This window comes from Vibrio harveyi NBRC 15634 = ATCC 14126 = KCTC 12724 (assembly GCF_001591145.1).
Taxonomy (GTDB): Bacteria; Pseudomonadota; Gammaproteobacteria; order Enterobacterales; family Vibrionaceae; genus Vibrio; species Vibrio harveyi.
Genome location: NZ_BCUF01000038.1, coordinates 24,993 through 42,491 on the forward strand (window position 1 = coordinate 24,993; position 17,499 = coordinate 42,491).

The 17,499-nt window shown below is 45.4% G+C and carries 11 protein-coding genes; 8 read left to right on the forward strand and 3 right to left on the reverse strand.

The window, feature by feature from the left end:
• Positions 1–13: 13 nt before the first annotated feature.
• Positions 14–1,561: an arylsulfatase gene (locus tag VHA02S_RS18190; protein ID WP_005447192.1), complete on the reverse strand. Its 1,548-nt coding sequence runs from the start codon at positions 1,559–1,561 to the stop codon at positions 14–16.
• Positions 1,562–1,907: 346 nt separating this feature from the next.
• Between VHA02S_RS18190 and VHA02S_RS18195 the strand changes: the two genes are divergently transcribed.
• The 6 genes from VHA02S_RS18195 to VHA02S_RS18220 all read left to right on the forward strand — a co-directional run bounded on the left by VHA02S_RS18195 (position 1,908) and on the right by VHA02S_RS18220 (position 10,568).
• Entirely contained in the window at positions 1,908–3,473 is a 1,566-nt protein-coding gene (locus tag VHA02S_RS18195) for an arylsulfatase (RefSeq protein WP_005447193.1), read from the forward strand.
• Positions 3,474–3,739: 266 nt separating this feature from the next.
• Positions 3,740–4,498 (forward strand): response regulator transcription factor, encoded by a 759-nt coding sequence (locus VHA02S_RS18200; protein WP_038898245.1) that lies wholly within the window; start codon positions 3,740–3,742, stop codon positions 4,496–4,498.
• Positions 4,495–5,835 (forward strand): sensor histidine kinase, encoded by a 1,341-nt coding sequence (locus VHA02S_RS18205; RefSeq protein WP_038898244.1) that lies wholly within the window; start codon positions 4,495–4,497, stop codon positions 5,833–5,835. The genes VHA02S_RS18200 and VHA02S_RS18205 overlap by 4 nt, the downstream gene beginning before the upstream one ends.
• Before the next feature lie 108 nt (positions 5,836–5,943).
• Positions 5,944–7,869, forward strand: coding sequence for a TonB-dependent receptor domain-containing protein (locus tag VHA02S_RS18210; protein WP_080640360.1), 1,926 nt, complete (start codon positions 5,944–5,946; stop codon positions 7,867–7,869).
• A gap of 131 nt (positions 7,870–8,000) precedes the next feature.
• On the forward strand, positions 8,001–10,358 hold the full coding sequence (locus tag VHA02S_RS18215) for a fatty acid cis/trans isomerase (RefSeq protein WP_038898241.1): 2,358 nt from the start codon (positions 8,001–8,003) through the stop codon (positions 10,356–10,358).
• Between the two features lie 18 nt (positions 10,359–10,376).
• Complete coding sequence (locus VHA02S_RS18220) at positions 10,377–10,568, forward strand: hypothetical protein (RefSeq protein ID WP_005447215.1); 192 nt, start codon at positions 10,377–10,379, stop codon at positions 10,566–10,568.
• Between the two features lie 98 nt (positions 10,569–10,666).
• On the opposite strand, the gene torS is transcribed toward VHA02S_RS18220, so the two are convergent.
• Positions 10,667–13,630, reverse strand: coding sequence for a TMAO reductase system sensor histidine kinase/response regulator TorS (torS, locus tag VHA02S_RS18225; RefSeq protein ID WP_009697255.1), 2,964 nt, complete (start codon positions 13,628–13,630; stop codon positions 10,667–10,669).
• 43 nt (positions 13,631–13,673) lie between these two features.
• Between torS and torT the strand changes: the two genes are divergently transcribed.
• Positions 13,674–14,723, forward strand: a complete 1,050-nt coding sequence (torT, locus tag VHA02S_RS18230) for a TMAO reductase system periplasmic protein TorT (protein WP_080573709.1) — start codon at positions 13,674–13,676, stop codon at positions 14,721–14,723.
• A gap of 64 nt (positions 14,724–14,787) precedes the next feature.
• Positions 14,788–15,243 (forward strand): methylglyoxal synthase, encoded by a 456-nt coding sequence (locus VHA02S_RS18235; protein ID WP_005447220.1) that lies wholly within the window; start codon positions 14,788–14,790, stop codon positions 15,241–15,243.
• A 101-nt stretch (positions 15,244–15,344) separates the two neighbouring features.
• Here the strand turns inward: VHA02S_RS18235 and helD are convergent, their stop codons facing one another.
• The gene (helD, locus tag VHA02S_RS18240; protein WP_009697256.1) at positions 15,345–17,414 is read right to left on the reverse strand and encodes a DNA helicase IV; all 2,070 of its coding nucleotides are present in this window, start codon (positions 17,412–17,414) and stop codon (positions 15,345–15,347) included.
• Positions 17,415–17,499 lie beyond the last annotated feature (85 nt).

Genomic DNA, 17,499 nt, shown 5'->3' on the forward strand with positions numbered 1-17,499 from the left:
GGTTGCAATCAATCTATTTATTGTGACTTTCTTGCAGTTTCTCCATCACCTGATCAAGTGAGAAGCTCGCAGCTTTCTGCCTTGGAGGGAATTCTTGGAATGTTTCTAAGAACTTGCCCACATAAGCCTGTGCAGGAACAAGCATATACGCATGGTCGATCAACCAATCGTAATAGGTGTTCGACGTAATATCTGCGACTTCGTATGGGTCCATGCGTAGATTGAAGATCTTAGGCACACGCAACGGTGTAAACGGTTCAGCCCAAATTTGCAACGTACCTTTCGCGCGCTGCTCTAGGAATACGATCTTCCAGTTGCGGAAACGCAGTGAGCTCAAATCACCATCGTCTGTAAAGTAGAAGATTTCTTCACGTGGTCCTTTGTCCTCTTTACCAGTTAGGTAAGGCAGGAAGTTGTAACCATCAAGATGGTTTTTGAACGTCTTATCTCCTGCTTTATAGCCTTTTAGGAGTTTCTCTTTTATTTGATCATCGCCTGCTGCCGCTAGGAATGTTGGCATCCAGTCCATATGATGCATGATCTCGTTAGACACGCTTCCCGGCTCAATTTTACCCGGCCAACGAACCATCGCGGGAACGCGGAATGCGCCTTCCCAGTTAGTGTTTTTCTCACCACGGAATGGCGTTGTACCTGCATCTGGCCAGGAGTTCATGTGTGGACCGTTATCAGTGGAGTAAAATACGATGGTGTTATCTTGAATGCCAAGATCATCCACTTTCTTCAATAGCTGACCAACATGGTTATCGTGCTCAACCATACCGTCGGCATAAAAACTGATGCCAGTTTTGCCCAAGTTGTCTTCTTTAACGTGAGTACGGAAATGCATGCGTGTGGCATTCCACCAGACGAAGAACGGTTTGTCGGCTTTCACCGCACGATCCATAAAATCAAGTGCCGCATCTAGCGTTTCTTCATCTACGGTTTCCATTCGCTTACGAGTGAGCGGTCCCGTATCTTCAATTTTGCCATCAGCAAAGGATTTAATGACACCACGAGGACCAAATTTCTTACGGAATTCTGGGTCTTTCGGGTAATCAACATTTTCCGGTTCTTCCTCAGCGTTCAAGTGATAAAGGTTGCCAAAAAATTCGTCGAAGCCATGATTGGTTGGAAGATGTTCGTCTTTATCGCCTAAGTGGTTTTTACCAAATTGCCCCGTCATATAACCTAAAGGTTTAAGCATTTCTGCAATCGTTGCATCTTCTGCTTGCAAGCCTAAGTCAGCCCCCGGAAGACCAACTTTACTCAAGCCGGTTCGCAGCACTGTTTGACCCGTAATAAAGGTGGAGCGACCCGCGGTACATGATTGTTCGCCATAGTAGTCGGTGAACATCATACCTTCTTTTGCGATTCTATCGATGTTTGGGGTTTTGTAGCCCATGAGGCCGAACGTATAGGCGCTGATATTCGACTGACCAATATCATCACCCCAGATAACCAGAATGTTCGGTTTTTCTGCTGCGATACTGCTACTTGTCGCGCCGATAAAAGCAGCGGCAAGAATCGCTAATCGGCGTTTAACGCCATAATTCGCTGTCATATAAACCTCTGTCTGTATTAGAAAAGTGCATCCTGCACACAAACGTATAGCTCACAAAACAGACTAATGCGAATCCAATAGCATAATTAAAATTAAGTTAAAACTAAGGTCTTATAAGCTCTAAACCAAAGGGGAATTAACGTGACCCAAGTCTCGCTTCAGTTTTCCATACAAAAGGTAAGGTTTGAATATTAAACCAAGAAAACAAAGAGTTACGCGTCTGCATAACTTATGGTTATAAACACTATAAAGCGACATTCTTCAATTGCATCATTAACTTAATAGCCAACGAAGCGTAGGCGGTCCCTAAGCTTCTCTTCCAACTTTCAACCAATTTGGAGTTTTTATGGCTAACCAAATGAGCAAGCTGGCTGTCGGTCTCGGCGTACTGGCAACCTCAAGCGCAGCAGTGGCGGCAGACAAACCGAATATCCTAGCGATTTTTGGTGATGATGTTGGTTACTGGAACATCAGTGCATACAACCAAGGTATGATGGGTTACGAAACCCCGAATATCGACCGTATCGCAAACGAAGGTGCACTATTTACTGATCACTACGGTCAGCAATCTTGTACTGCAGGCCGTGCAGCATTCATCACAGGCCAAGAACCGTTCCGTACAGGCTTGCTTACAATTGGTATGCCAGGCTCAACTCACGGTATCCCTGATTGGGCACCGACCATTGCAGACTTGCTAAAAGAGCAAGGCTACATGACGGCTCAGTTCGGTAAGAACCACTTGGGTGACCAAGACCAACACTTGCCAACTAACCATGGTTTCGACGAGTTCTTTGGTAACCTTTACCACCTAAACGCTGAAGAAGAGCCAGAAACATATTATTACCCGAAAGACCCTGAATTCCGTAAAAACTACGGCCCTCGCGGTGTAATCAAGTCATTTGCTGACGGTAAGATCGAAGACACAGGTCCTATGACGCGTAAGCGTATGGAACATGCCGATGAAGAATTCCTAGAAACGTCATTGGCGTTCATGGAAAAAGCCGTAAAAGCGGACAAGCCTTTCTTCATCTGGCATAACACAACACGCATGCACGTATGGACTCGCCTTCAAGAGAAATACCAAGGTAAATCTGGCATCAGTATCTACGCCGACGGCATGTTAGAGCATGATGATCAAGTGGGTATTCTACTGGACAAATTGGATGAGCTAGGCGTCGCAGACAACACCATCGTTATCTACTCAACCGATAACGGTGCAGAGACTGTATCGTGGCCTGACGGCGGTGCAACACCATTCCACGGTGAAAAAGGCACGACATGGGAAGGCGGTATGCGTGTTCCTCAGCTCGTTCGTTGGCCTGGCGTAATCGAACCAGGTACTAAGATCAACGAAATGATGGCGCACCAAGACTGGTTACCAACACTGATGGCAGCAGCAGGCGTTCCTGACGTGAAAGAGAAACTGGCTAAAGGCTACAAAGCAAATGGCAAAGACTGGCGCGTACATATTGATGGCTACAACTTCATGCCTTACTTCCAAGGTAAAGAAGAGAAAGGTCCGCGTGAATCACTACTGTACTTCACAGCAAACGGTGAGCTAAACGCAGTTCGCTGGAACGATTGGAAACTGCATTTCGCAACACTAGAAGGTAACATTACGGACGCGGTACGCTTCGCACCAAACTGGCCGAAGATCATCCACCTACGTGCTGACCCATTCGAGAAAGCGCCTCACGAGTCTGGTATGTACCTGCGCTGGATGGCTGACAACATGTGGTTGTTCGTACCTATCCAAGACGTGCTAGGTGAGTTCTTCAAGACACTACCGGATTACCCAATGCAGCAAGGTCAAATGATGAACCCTGCATCAATTAGCTACCAATCTCTTGGTCTACAAGGGAAAATGAAACAGCTAGAACAACTTCAGCAAGAAGTTAAGAAAATGAAATAGTTTCTTTTGCTACTACCGAAAAAACCCGCCAGCCTTGGTGGGTTTTCTTTTTTCACTTTTATCCGTTGGTCGCTTGTTCTTTACTAATTGACCGCCCTATATCACACGTTCGCATCACCTCCCTCTCAGATAACGAAACTTCTAATTAGGTCGCACTTTGACGCTCTATTACTAATAACTGATAGCTTTCTCATTCAGCACATTGATTTTCACCAGTTGATTTTTGATAATAGTTCGCATTATCAAATAATGAGTAATGCATCAACATGTTCAGTCCAACGTCAGCCGCTAGCACTTCTCATCAAAACTGGTCTTCTAGTGCTCCCTCAACTGCTCCTTCTATTTTGTTAGTTGAAGATGATCCCGACCTCAACCTTCAACTCACAGAACTACTCAAAGAGCAAGGTTACAACGTGAGTTCTATGTACAGTGGTGACGATGGAGTAAGCGCATTTCATCAACAAACGTTCGACTTGGTGATTTTAGATGTGAACCTACCTAACCTTGATGGATTTGAAGTGCTCAATGTGATTCGATCTCAGTCGCAAACCCCCGTTGTCATGCTCACCGCTTACGGTGCGGAAGAATATCGGATTCAAGGTCTTAAATGTGGTGCTGATGATTACATTACTAAACCCTGTAACTTCACCGAGGTTAGCTTACGTGTTGAAGCGATACTGCGCCGAACCCAACTGATTCAACAACCTAACTCTGCCACAAAACTCAGTGATAGAGAGCTTCTTCTCAGTAAGCAGACGCATTCCGTTACGCTTCATCACCGCCTAGAAATGGAACCTGTTCAACTCACACCGATTCAGTTCAAGTTACTTTGGACTTTAATCGAACATCGCGGTGAAGTGTTAAGTAAACCCTTTCTCTATCAGACCGTTCTAGAGCGTCAGTTCAGTCAATACGACCGTGCTCTTGATATGCACTTAAGCCGAGTACGCAAGCGCCTCATCGCAGAGGGAATGTCTAACGATCGCATCCAAACCGTTCATGGCAAGGGATACATTTTTAAATGAAAAAAATGCTGTTTTGGCGGCTATTTATCGTCTTATCCCTTGGAGTGGTGATCTTTTTCTCTCTGATTCATAGTGCTGCCATCCTCTCTAACGAGAAAATGAGCTATTTAAAGAAGTCTCATCGTCAACAAATTTTAGATTGGGGCAATACCGCACAAACCTTCATTGACCAACAAGATTGGCACGGACTTGATGTTTGGCTGGAAGAGCTTGCTATCAAAGAATCAACTTGGGCAACCGTGTTGCAATCCCATCTTGACGTGAAAGGAGGGAACCCGCTCAACCAACGTTTTTGGCAAGGTTATGGAATTGGTCGAAGTGTAGAGTGGAAGATTCACCTCGATTTCCCAGACAACCCAATTATGGAAGTCCCACTCTCTCCATTCGGATACCACTTTTTGATTCTGCTACCAGATCGAATGCGACCGGGAACCTACATGTCTCACGCGTTTTGGTTGTTTCGCTTTGTGATTCCCTTTCTTTCTCTACTAGCACTGACTGTGTATTTGTACCGTTATGTCATGCGCCCCTTGCAGCAGTTTCATCGTGCCAGTCAAGCTTTCAGTCAGGGCGATTACTCTGCCCGTATTGGGCATACCATGAAACTAGGCAACGACGAGATTAGCCAAGTCGCTCGTACTTTCGACAAAATGGCGGAACGAACGTCAGATGTGATTCAGCACAACCGCAACCTTATTGCGGACATGTCACATGAGATACGTACCCCACTCGCTCGAATTGAGATGGCAATTGACTGCGTAGATAAAAATATCGAACGCGAGCAAATGCTAGAACGAATCAAAAGCGATACTCAAAAAATGCGAGCGACCGCCGAAGACACACTGACCCTTGCGTGGATTGAAAATGAGCAACCAAACTTAAGAACCGAGTCGTTTGATCTCGCCGAGCTAATTGAAATCATCGTAGAAGATGCGCGTTTTGAATACCCGGATAAACAGGTTTCATTGCTGCAAGATCATTCTCTTCCTCTACAAGACTCGAACCAAATGGCGCTCAGCCAATCTTTGGAGAACATCATTCGTAACGGTCTGCGATACACACAAACAAAAGAAACGTTAGACATTCGTGTTCTCACCAAATCCAATCATTATCAAATCTTGATTACTGATTCAGGTCCGGGTATCGACCCTAGTCTGTATCGACAAATCTTCAAACCTTTCTTTAAAGCAAATAACCAAGTCACATCCCGAAAAGGCTTTGGTGTAGGTCTTGCGCTCGCCAAGCGCCACATCGAAGCAGTAGGCGGCAAGATCACCGCTTACAACGCAGAACCAAAGGGATTGACGATGGATATTTCATTACCTAAACGACGCTAACTCCAGCTCACTGCAAGGATTGTAACAGTTGTAAAAGTCGTTTACTCAGAGTGGAAGAATAACCAAAATCTCACTCGATAATAATTCTCATTAACAATGGAGGTTACGGTGTCTGCTTCAACCGTATTTAAGCTAAGCCCACTTACCATCGCGCTTTTGGTTGCATCACAAGCGACATACGCCAAGGATGACATCGAAATTGTCGAAGTTACTGGGCACACGCCTGAAGGCGTCGATATCACAATCGATTCCGATCAGCTCGCTAAATCCCAAGCGCAAGACTTGAACGACATTTTCCGTAAAGATGCAGAAGTTAGCGTCGGTGGATCTTCTGGCGTTTCTCAAAAGGTCTATGTCCGTGGTCTGGAAGATACCATGTTGAATGTATCTATCGACGGTGCGGAGCAATCCGGTAACCTATTCCACCATCAAGGTCGACTCTCTATTGAACCTGAACTTCTCAAGCAAGTTGATGTGAGTGCTGGTACAGGTCGTGCAACAGACGGACCTGGTGCACTCGGTGGCGCGATTAAGTTCACCACTAAAGATGCACACGATCTCCTTGCCGCAGGTGAAACCTATGGTGCGATGCTAAAAGGCGGTTATTACACCAATAATGAGGGTTACAAGGTTTCAGCAAGTTTATACGGAGAAGTCGCTGATCAGCTTGGTCTTCTGGCTTCATTTGGTTACGTCGACGGCGATAACATCGAAGACGGTAAAGGTCAGGAACAACCCTACACAGCGTTAGAGCAACAAATTGCGCTTCTAAAGCTTTCTGGTCAGTTGAATGACGAACATTACTTATCTATCAGTTACGATTACCGCAATGATGATGGTCGACGTTTAAATCGCCCTCACTTCCAGCCAAGCTTTAAAAATGCGCCTCTCGATCAAGAAACCGATCGTTCTACTTTTACTCTGAATCACAAATACGCAGCAAGCGAATTGTTTAATTTAGACACCACGCTCTACTACACCGATAGTCGCTTAGCTCATAAAGATCACCCCCGTTGGGGCACCAGTGATGGTTCGATCCAGACTACTGGTATAAAGATATTCAACACGAGTAAATTGACTGACCACACTTTGGTCTATGGCTTGGATTACAAGAAAGACAAATCGGAATTTGAAACCAACTACGATGGTAAAAAGGATGATGAAGAAAAAGGCACAGTCTATGGTCTGTTTGTCCAAGATGATTGGATGTTAACAGAAACCATCATTCTAACCGCTGGTGCTCGTTACGATTGGTACGAGTTAACCGATAACAAGGACCAAGACTTCGACTCAAACGGTTTTAGCCCTAACGTAGGTATTAATTACAATGCGTTGGAAGGCTTGAACCTATTTGCTAGTTATGCGGAAGCGTTCCGTGGTCAACAAATCAAAGAACTGTTTGTTATCGACTACCGCGAAAATGACCCAAATCGTAAACCTGAAGAAGCACGCAACTTAGAGCTAGGGGCAAATTACCAATACGATGATTTCTTTGCTGGCGTCACCTTCTTCGATAGCACAATCAAAGACGTGGTAACAAACCAAGACGCGGTTTACACCAACGTGGGCGATTTGGATAACCAAGGTGTTACCGCTTACTTAGGCTATGCAATTGCTGATGTATCAGCTCGATTGAGTTACAACCAATCCCGTCCAGAGCTAAACGGCACACCGCTTTCTGATGAAGATTCCACATTGGGAACATCGATTGGTGATACTTGGGTACTTGATCTTATCTACCAACCAATGGAAACCCTTGAGTTTGGTTGGAATGCTCGATTTGTTGAACGCTTGACCGATGTAGCGGATCCAACCGTCCATCCAGAAAAGCCAGGCTATGGTGTGCATGACGTTTACGCATACTGGATGCCATTAGCTGATGAAGAACTTTCCTTAACCCTATCGGTGAAGAACGTCTTTGATAAGTACTACTTCGACCATGCCTCATACATGGCATACATCGGAAGCCCAGTAGCACAAGGGTATGCGAGCCCTGGTCGAGACTTCCGATTTAACGTCACTTACGCGTTCTAGGTTCGAGTGAGTACATTGCCATTGAGCTAACGATAACAACTCAGAAATCGGGGCGAATTGCTCCGATTTTTGGTATTTAGCGGCGTATTTTGCTTTAATTAACGCAAATTCAATTTACTCAAAATAACTCAATGAATTTACGTTTAATTTTTACACTGTCTATTGCCACTCTATTTGCGGGTTGTGCGACCTATGCAGGACTAAACTACGATAAACTGTTTGGCCCTGAGCAAGTTCGCGAGCGAACCGCAACGATTGATACGCCACAAGCGGATTTCTTTCAACATGACGTCAAACCTATTGTTGATAATCGCTGTGTGGTTTGCCATGCCTGCTACGATGCCCCTTGTCAGCTCAAACTTTCTTCCGTAGAAGGCATAGACCGCGGAGCAAGCAAAGCTTTAGTATATGAAGGCACTCGCCTCACTGCCGCTGCCCCAACTCGTCTATTTGAAGATGCACAAACCACTCAGGAGTGGCGTGACGCTGGCTTCCATCCTGTGCTTAACGAACGTGAGCAGAGCATGGCGGCTAACATGGATGCAGGTCTAATTGCACGAATGCTGCAACAAAAGGAACGTCACCCTCTTCCCGACCAAGTTCAGCTAGAAGGCTTCGATTTTTCTATCGATCGTGAACAAACCTGTCCAACCATTGAAGAATACGCGCAATATGAGCGAGACAACCCAACATGGGGAATGCCTTTTGGTATGCCGAACTTAACTTCCGCGGAGTATCAAACATTGATGCTTTGGTTAAAGAACGGCGCGATCATGAACGCACATGTACCGTTAACCGAGCAACAACAAACAGAAGTAGACAAGTACGAAGCGTTACTCAACAAGAGCTCTCGTAAGAATCAACTTGCTGCTCGCTACATTTACGAACATCTGTTCTTGTCTCACCTATATTTCTCTGAATTAGATGGAGAACAACCTCGATTCTTTATATTAGTTCGCTCTGCGACGCCTCCCGGCGAGCCTGTAAAACGCATTACCACACGTCGTCCATATGATGACCCCAAAGTGGAACGCGTTTACTACCGTATTATTCCAGAGCAAGGCACTATCGTGGATAAGACCCACATGCCGTTTGCCTTGAATAAACAACGCATTGATAACTGGGAAAAGTGGTTCATTGATGCCGATTACAAAGTGGCACAACTGCCAAGCTACGAGCCAGAAGTCGCTGCTAACCCGATGACTGCATTCATTGACCTACCAGTGAAATCTCGCTTCAAGTTCATGCTGGATAATGCACAAAACACCATTATGGCTTACATCAAAGGTCCAGTGTGTCGCGGTCAATTAGCATTGAATGTAATTAACGACCGTTTCTGGGTGTTCTTCCTCGATCCAGACAAAGCGGATATTCCCGAGGTGAACGAGTTTTATCGTTCCCAAGCAGACAATTTGAAGCTTCCGGGCGAGTTAGAAAGCAATACCGTACCAGTAACAAACTGGGTGAAGTACTCACGCCAGCAAGCTCGTTACCTAGAGGCTAAATCAGACTTCATCAACAAATGGTTCAAAAACGGCGAGCATCTTTCTACGGATGTGATTTGGGATGGTAACGACACCAATCCGAATGCAGCGCTAACGGTATTCCGCCACTTTGACAGTGCATCTGTCGTGCAGGGTTTAGTCGGAGAACAACCAAAAACAGCTTGGGTGCTGGACTATGCCCTACTTGAGCGAATTCACTACCTTCTCGTTGCTGGGTTTGATGTTTACGGCAACTTTGGTCATCAGTTGATCACTCGTATGTTCATGGACTTCCTTCGTCTTGAAGGGGAGAGTAATTTTATTGCCCTATTGCCTGCCGATATGCGTCATCAAGAGCACTCAAGTTGGTACCAAGATCAACCGCGTCAGCTAAGCGACTTTTTGCAGCGTAATGTCGCACCATTTAGCCAACCGACTAGCGTTGTGTACCATACTGACGACCCGAAATCCGAACTGCTCGACATCTTGCGCAAGCAGGTTTCACCTATCCTGTTACCACGTTATGACATTGTAGATACCGCACTAACGGTGGAGAGTGAGCAGCAGTTGGCAAGCATCAACCAAGTTCGTGGAGAGGGACTCCAAACTGTGCCGCAAATCACCATGCTGATGGTGCGCAGTAATTCCGGTCAAGATGAGCTGTTTACCCTGCTGCATAATAACGCGCATATCAATATTTCTAGTTTGTTTGATGAAGAAAGTAACCGTGACTTCGCAAATGATGATATGACCATCGTTCGAGGTGTTGTTGGCAGTTACCCAGCTGCGTTTTTCTCAATTAACGAAAATCAGGTAAAAGAATTTGTCGATCAATTTAGTGCTCTAAAATCCGAGTCAGATTACGTTAAGTTACTGGATAATTTTGCGATTCGCCGAAGCTCAGAAAAGTTCTGGCCGTTTAGCGATCGTATCCACGATTGGTATCGTACAAATCAACCGATCGAATTTGGTTTACTTGACTATAATCGTTTTGAGAATCGATGATGATTTAAGGGGGTTCTCATGAGTATCCGAGACAACATTGCCGCTCTCGAGCAACAGATTTACGTTGCTTGCTCAGAGGGGGATTACGATACGGTCAACATGCTTGAGCACCAACTCGAATACTTGCGTGGCAGAATGGAGCATCCGTTCGAAGATGATCCTTATGCATTAGACACTCGGTTTGAGTGGGAAGATGATCTGACCGAATAGAAAAAAACCTCCGGCGTAAACCGGAGGTTTTTGTTTATCGGCATTGATCTACTTGCTCGAATTTACCTTCTGGCTCAAGCAGGTAGCAAAATAGACGTTTATTCAGCCATCAGGTTATCAAGGGCATGAATCGACTCATCAACTTGCTCTTTTAGTGCACCTTGGTGTGTAGCGTACGCCTCCAATGGCTCAGCGGCAATTTCAACACATTGGCATGTATTCATTAATGCCGTCAGACCTAAACTGCCTGCGCTGCCTTTCAATTTGTGGGCAAGATCTTTCACGCCTCGGCTGTCACCGCTTTCTGAAGACGTTTCCATTTGGCTTAGTACATCAGCGCTGGTTTGTCTGAACAAATCAATGATGTGCAGCATCTTTTCTCTGCCCAAAATCTTCATGTCTGACTGAATCACATTAGGGTTGATGATAACCATTGCTGGCTCCTCTGCTATCGTGTCTGTTGTGACCGCCGATTCGTTGTTGTCGGTCGTTGTTGTTATTTCATCATGTGGGATGCATTCCCCGCTTTGAGGAAGCAGCAGCTGTTTGCCATCCAACATATCTTGGATGAGCGCAGCAAGAGCTTCTTTTTCCATAGGTTTTGGTAAGTAGCCATCAAATCCCGCCGCCAAATAGCTTTCCACTTCTTCAGCAAATACATGAGCAGAAACCGCCACCATTGGCGTAGGTGCAAGTGCTTTATCCGCTGGTTTGTTGCGCTCTATGCGTTTAAGGCGGTGGATTAAATCAGCACCGTTACAATCTGGCAAGTTGATATCGACCAGTGCAATGTCGAAATCGTGCTTGTCAATGATCTGCTCCGCCTCTAAGCCATTTTCTGCCATGATAACTTGGTGTCCCATGCTCTCTAAGAAACCTTCCGCCACAACACGGTTTACAGGATTGTCTTCTACTAGCAGAACTTTCGCTTTCACTTTACAACGAGCGCTCGCGATGGAAACCGTCTCTACAGGCTCACTCTCTTCTAAAGGAATGGAAAACCAGAAACGGCTGCCATGTCCTTCGTCCGAATCCACATCCAAACGGCCCCCCATTGCTTGAATAATACGGCGGCTAATAGCAAGACCTAACCCGGTACCACCAGTTTGATTCAAACCGCCTTCAGCTTGTGTAAAGGCATCGAATAAGGTTTTTTGGTCTTTCTTTGCAATGCCAATACCGGTATCCGAGACTTCGAACAGAACTTGCGATTCATCTTCTGGGTTCAAGCTGACATAGATGTCAATCTCACCTTGTTCGGTGAACTTAATCGCATTACCCACTAAGTTATTTAGAACTTGATTGATGCGCGTAACATCCCCTTTCCAGTAACGTCCTACATCACTTTCGATATGGTAAGAGAACAGCAGTTTTTTCTCTTGCGCTTTGCCGTTCATCAACTGGAATGTGTCTTCAATCATTTGGTGCAAGTCGAAACCTAAACTGCGGATCTCCAAATGTCCGGCTTCGATTTTCGAGTAATCCAGAACGTCATTCAAAATCGCCAGCAACGTTTTACCACTGCGGTTGATGATTTCTGCGTAACGCTTTTGAATTGGGTTCAAACCGGAATCAATCAGCAGACGTGCCGTACCAAGCACACCATTCATCGGCGTACGAATCTCATGACTCATAGTAGCAAGGAAGGCAGACTTCGCTCGGCTGGCTTGTTCTGCTTGCTTACGTGCTTTCGCGTGGTTCAACACCTCTTCATTCAAACGGCGGTTTGCTTGTTTCAGCTGAGAAGTTCGTTGCTCAACCAGCTCTTCGAGGTGCTCTTTATGCTCTTCCAATTCACGCTTGGCTTTCGCTTCGCCCTCAGCAACCACCTTGAGGGCTTGCGCCGTATTACGAGCAGTAATGATGGCTTGCCCCATATGCGCCAGCTCATCTTTTCCTTTCACTTCCAGCTCTACCGCTAGGTTGCCCTGCGCAACAGAAAGCAGCGCCGAAGAGTATTCTGTCAAGCGCTTCACGACCGACACGTAAACCACACGCCAAAGAATAAGCACAACAATGATCAAACCAATGATCGAAATGACCGTCAGCGACCACTGAGCAAATTTCAAAGTACTTGTCAGTTGTTCAACCGCAATACGGGTAGTCTGGTTAGAGTCATCCACCAGCTTGTTTACGGTGCTGTTTAACTCAGAGAAAAGCTCAAGCGTTTTTTGCATTAGTTGCTGAGACTGCTCGTTGTTCTCATATTGTTGAAGCAAAATGGTGAAGACAACTTGACGTTTACCCAGTTCAGTAAGAAGTTGGCTCATTTGCTCTGAGCGCGTTGGGTCTTCTACCGCTAACACTCGGCGTTTCATGATTTTTAGGTTGTCTTCGAACGCAGTTTGGATCTGTTGAATGCGGTCTACGTTAGTCAGTGTGCGCGCTTCTTCAATTTGGTTGAGCATCTTGAAGGCGAGTAAATGCAGCTCGTGAAGTCGTTCGGTCAGGTCTAGGTCGACTTCCACTAACGCATCTAGCGCTTGATACACTTGATCTTTCTTGTTGGATTCAAGCAAATCATAAATATGCGTCACGTTCGCAACGGCAATGGTACTGGTGTTTTGCACTTGAGTACGCGTAAGTTGCTCCAACTCTTCACTCAATAAGCGCATTTCTTCTACACGCGTATCGATCTCTTTCGCTAGCCAAAGCTTGCGTTCTACCGTGACACCTAACTCCGCCAGGTTGTTAATGACGTTCTGGACGTTATTTTCCAATGCCTCTAGCAATTGTGAATCAAAAGACTCTCCACCCAGCTCTTTGATGTGAGTAAGTAAGGACTCAAGCTGATCAAATAAGACGCGCCCCGCCTCTTTACGCTCCTGTTCGTTTTGCGCATTGGACAACATTTGAACCGATGAAATGATGCGGGTACTGAGCTCTGACACTTGTCGAGCTTCAATCATTGCTGGTATGGCAGCATCTACCACGTTCCTTTCCGTTTTTGCCACCAGAGAAAACCCTGATACACCGATTAATGCTGATAACATCACCAACATTGCCATCGCAATGAAGGACAATAACAGTTTACGACCGATGCTTGCGGTAGCTAGCAACATATTTTCCTGACCTTAATATTCGTGTTCGGCGACATATTACGTTATATTTTGCAGTGTTTACTTAATCTATGCCAACGAACTTCATTTCATGGTTATAAATCAGCGTTCATTTCGCACAATTTTCAAACAATCTGCGCTAGCAATGACACTTTTCGCTTCAGTGCCGAGTTTTGCAGCAGAGAAAATCTGTGCCATTTACCCTCATTTAAAGGATTCATACTGGCTATCAGTAAACTATGGAATGGTTTCCGAAGCGGAAAAACTGGGTGTTAACCTGCGCGTACTTGAGGCAGGCGGTTATCCCAATAAAACGCGCCAAGAGCAACAATTGGCTTTGTGCACTCAATGGGGTGCCGATGCCATTATCCTTGGTACCGTTGATCCACAAGCTTATGAGCACAACCTGAGAAACTGGGTTGGTAATACGCCTGTATTTGCTACCGTAAATCAACTCGACCTTGATGCAGAGCAAACCAAATTGCTTAAAGGCGTAGTTGGTGTGGACTGGTATTGGATGGGCTATGAAGCCGGCAAATACCTTGCAGAAAAGCACCCTAAAGGCTCGGGTAAAACCAATATTGCCCTACTGCTTGGTCCAAGAACGCGTGGTGGTACCAAACCGGTTACCACAGGTTTCTACGAAGCAATAAAGAACAGCGATATTCACATCGTGGATTCTTACTGGGCTGACAATGACAAAGAGTTACAGCGTAACCTAGTTCAGCGTGTTATTGATATGGGCGATATCGACTACATTGTCGGTAGTGCCGTTGCGATCGAAGCCGCGATCAGTGAACTACGCAGTGCAAACAAAACCAAGGACATTGGTTTGGTTTCCGTGTATCTCAGTCATGGTGTGTATCGTGGACTATTGCGTCATAAGGTGTTATTCGCTCCAACCGATAAGATGGTGGAACAAGGCCGTTTGTCTGTCCTTCAAGCGACGCACTATTTGCGTCATCAACCGTATGAAAAACATGCGTCTCCACAGATCAAACCATTGACGCCAAAGACACTTCACGACGATACAATTGAAGAATCGTTATCTCCGTCAGAATATAGGCCGACATTCAGCGTTAAGGCTGTTGATTGATAGGCAAAAAGTGTGTTTTATTGAACCGGAACGACTTTAAAATCATAAAAACGGAAATAACTTGATGCAAAAAACAACTCGTACCATGCCTGCGCACAAACATGTGGCATTGGTTGCCCACGATAATTGCAAACCTGAACTGCTTCGTTGGGTAAAAGAGAACAAAGAAAAGCTACAAAGCCATTTCTTGTATGCGACTGGCACAACGGGTCACATGCTAAGCAAAGAAACGGGCTTAGCGATCAAGAGCATGATCAGTGGTCCAATGGGAGGCGACCAGCAACTTGGAGCGCTGATTTCTGAAGGCAATATCGATGTTCTTGTGTTCTTCTGGGATCCGCTAAATGCTGTACCACATGACCCAGATGTAAAGGCACTACTACGTATTGCAAGTGTTTGGAACATTCCTGTAGCAACGAACCGCGCGACAGCGAAGTTCCTATTCAACTCTCCACTGATCGACCAAGAAGTTGATATTGAAGTGCCAGACTACGACGCATATATAGCAGAGCGCACTTAATTCCTCTGAGCGGATCGACTCGTCACAAATAAAACTCATCACAAGTAAAACAAAGGCGATACTGAGTATCGCCTTTGTTGTAATCAGATAACAGGTATACCTTATCTTGACGTCACGATGGGATAATCACCATTTACCAGCTCTTGAACAAATGAGGACCCTGCTCCCGTGTGCGTGATCCACACTTTTTCCTTCGCACGCGTAATTGCCACATAGAATAAACGACGTTCTTCTGCGTATGGATACTTGTCTTTCGACTCACATAGCGCACCATCAATATGAGCTTGTTTTTTCTTCGCAGGGAATTGCCCTTCGTCCACAGATAGAATAATTACAAAGTCTGCTTCTCTACCCTTACTCGCGTGACAAGTCATAAAGCGAATATCCAAGTTCGGGAATCGCTTCAACCAGTCATCGTATAAGTCTGGTTTGTGGTAATGATTACGTCCTAACAACAACACAGATTTGGTTTTCTTCGCCTGTTGGTTAAGCTGGTCAAGAATCTTCTCAACTTGGTTGCTTGGTGCTGTATGAACGCTTTTCTGCTTACGTTGTTTGTGACTGTTTAGTGTCTTCGGTAATTGCGACGGGTTTTCTTGCACAAAGGTATTTGCTACATCACCAATTTGATTGTTGAAGCGATAGGTCGTATCCAAGTGATGCACCGTCGAATGAATGAATCTATCTTGGAATCCTGTCGTCAAATCCACATCTGCGCCCGCAAATTGGTAGATCGCTTGCCAGTCATCACCTACAGCAAATAAGGTTGCACCTGCTTGCTTCTCTGTGGATTCACATAGAGCCTCAATCAACGCCAAGCGATCAGGAGAAATATCTTGGTATTCATCCACCATAATAAAACGCCAAGGTGAACTGAATTTCCCTTTCTTAACGTAATCGGTCGCACGACTGATCATAGTTGGGAAGTCCACTTGATTGGTTTCTTTGAGCATCTTTTGCCACGCACTAAAGCACGGCCAGCAAAGTGCCAACTCACTGTTTAAACGAGTGTAGTCTTGGTGATTAACTAGCTTTTCTTGTACTTGTTTCTTAGTTAAACCAACCGATGCAAGTTGAGACAATTGGTTATCTAACCAAGCAATCAGTTTAGGATTTTCCGAGTGACTGCCGAGCTCATCGTCACCTTTCAAGTACGCAATCGGCCATTTATCTAGATGCTTTTGCCAACGCTTAAAGTTTGTTGGCGTCATCCAATGTTTCTTAAGCCAATCAATACACCAGGCTGAGCGCTGATTATCATCAAGCGCTAATGGGCTGATTTCCACGGGTTGAGTCTCAACTTGATTTAGGATGCGCAAACCAAGTTGATGGAATGTATTAACGCGAACACTTTCTGCCGCCAAGCCAACTTTGTCGACCAATCGCTCTTTCATCTCTTTGGCAGCGTCACGGCCAAAGGCCAGCATCAGCAGCTCTTCTGCCTGTGCTTGATGGCTTTGTAGAAGGTACGCCACACGCGCTGTCAGCACACTAGTTTTACCTGAACCAGCTCCGGCTAGTACCAAGTTATGGTCATCGTTAAGGAGCACCGCATGCTGCTGAGAAAGGTTAAGCGGCGAAGATTCAATTCGGCTAAACAGCACTTCCCAGTTTGGGCGTTCGTTCTCTAACCATTCATGGTTACGCTCACTCAACGTCTGCGAGGTTTGTGCAAGCCATGGTTCAATCTCCGCCATACGTTTAGGCATGCGCATTTTCGCTTCTGCCAAACTGGTTTTGATTTCAATGAGCTCTTCGTTCAGTTGAGTCACCCAAGACTGCACTTTTGAGTGAGGTAAGTAGGCTGGAAGATGTTTGAGTTGATACAGCTCATCTTCCCACTTGGGTAGATATTCCGCGAGTTTACGACATTGGGTGTTATGCCAATCTTGATACTGACGCACGGCTTCGACCGCAAACTTACGACACTGCGGCCAAGGTAAACCTTGCACAAGCCAGCTTTGTTGCTTGCCATCTTGCTCATGAGCAAAAAACTGAAGTGAGCTCCAGAGAAGACCACGTTTCACGCTAACTTTGCCATTCCAAATCGTAAACGGGATGTGTTCTTCACTACCCACTGAGCTTAATAAAACACTGTTTTCTTTTATTTCGACTTGGTAATACTCATTTTGAATAAAAAACTGTGCTTTATTAGAGGCAGTAAGCTGCATGAAAGGTGCGCCTTTTGATATAGAAGTTCCCGTTTTATATCATTTTAGACCGCTAAATTGTAGCGATGGATGAAGCACAAATCGC

Coding starts and splice junctions, on each gene's coding strand:
- VHA02S_RS18190 (WP_005447192.1), bottom strand. CDS start 1,561: ATGACAGCGAATTATGGCGTTAAACGCCGATTAGCGATTCTTGCCGCT.
- VHA02S_RS18195 (WP_005447193.1), top strand. CDS start 1,908: ATGGCTAACCAAATGAGCAAGCTGGCTGTCGGTCTCGGCGTACTGGCA.
- VHA02S_RS18200 (WP_038898245.1), top strand. CDS start 3,740: ATGTTCAGTCCAACGTCAGCCGCTAGCACTTCTCATCAAAACTGGTCT.
- VHA02S_RS18205 (WP_038898244.1), top strand. CDS start 4,495: ATGAAAAAAATGCTGTTTTGGCGGCTATTTATCGTCTTATCCCTTGGA.
- VHA02S_RS18215 (WP_038898241.1), top strand. CDS start 8,001: ATGAATTTACGTTTAATTTTTACACTGTCTATTGCCACTCTATTTGCG.
- VHA02S_RS18220 (WP_005447215.1), top strand. CDS start 10,377: ATGAGTATCCGAGACAACATTGCCGCTCTCGAGCAACAGATTTACGTT.
- torS (WP_009697255.1), bottom strand. CDS start 13,630: ATGTTGCTAGCTACCGCAAGCATCGGTCGTAAACTGTTATTGTCCTTC.
- VHA02S_RS18235 (WP_005447220.1), top strand. CDS start 14,788: ATGCAAAAAACAACTCGTACCATGCCTGCGCACAAACATGTGGCATTG.
- helD (WP_009697256.1), bottom strand. CDS start 17,414: ATGCAGCTTACTGCCTCTAATAAAGCACAGTTTTTTATTCAAAATGAG.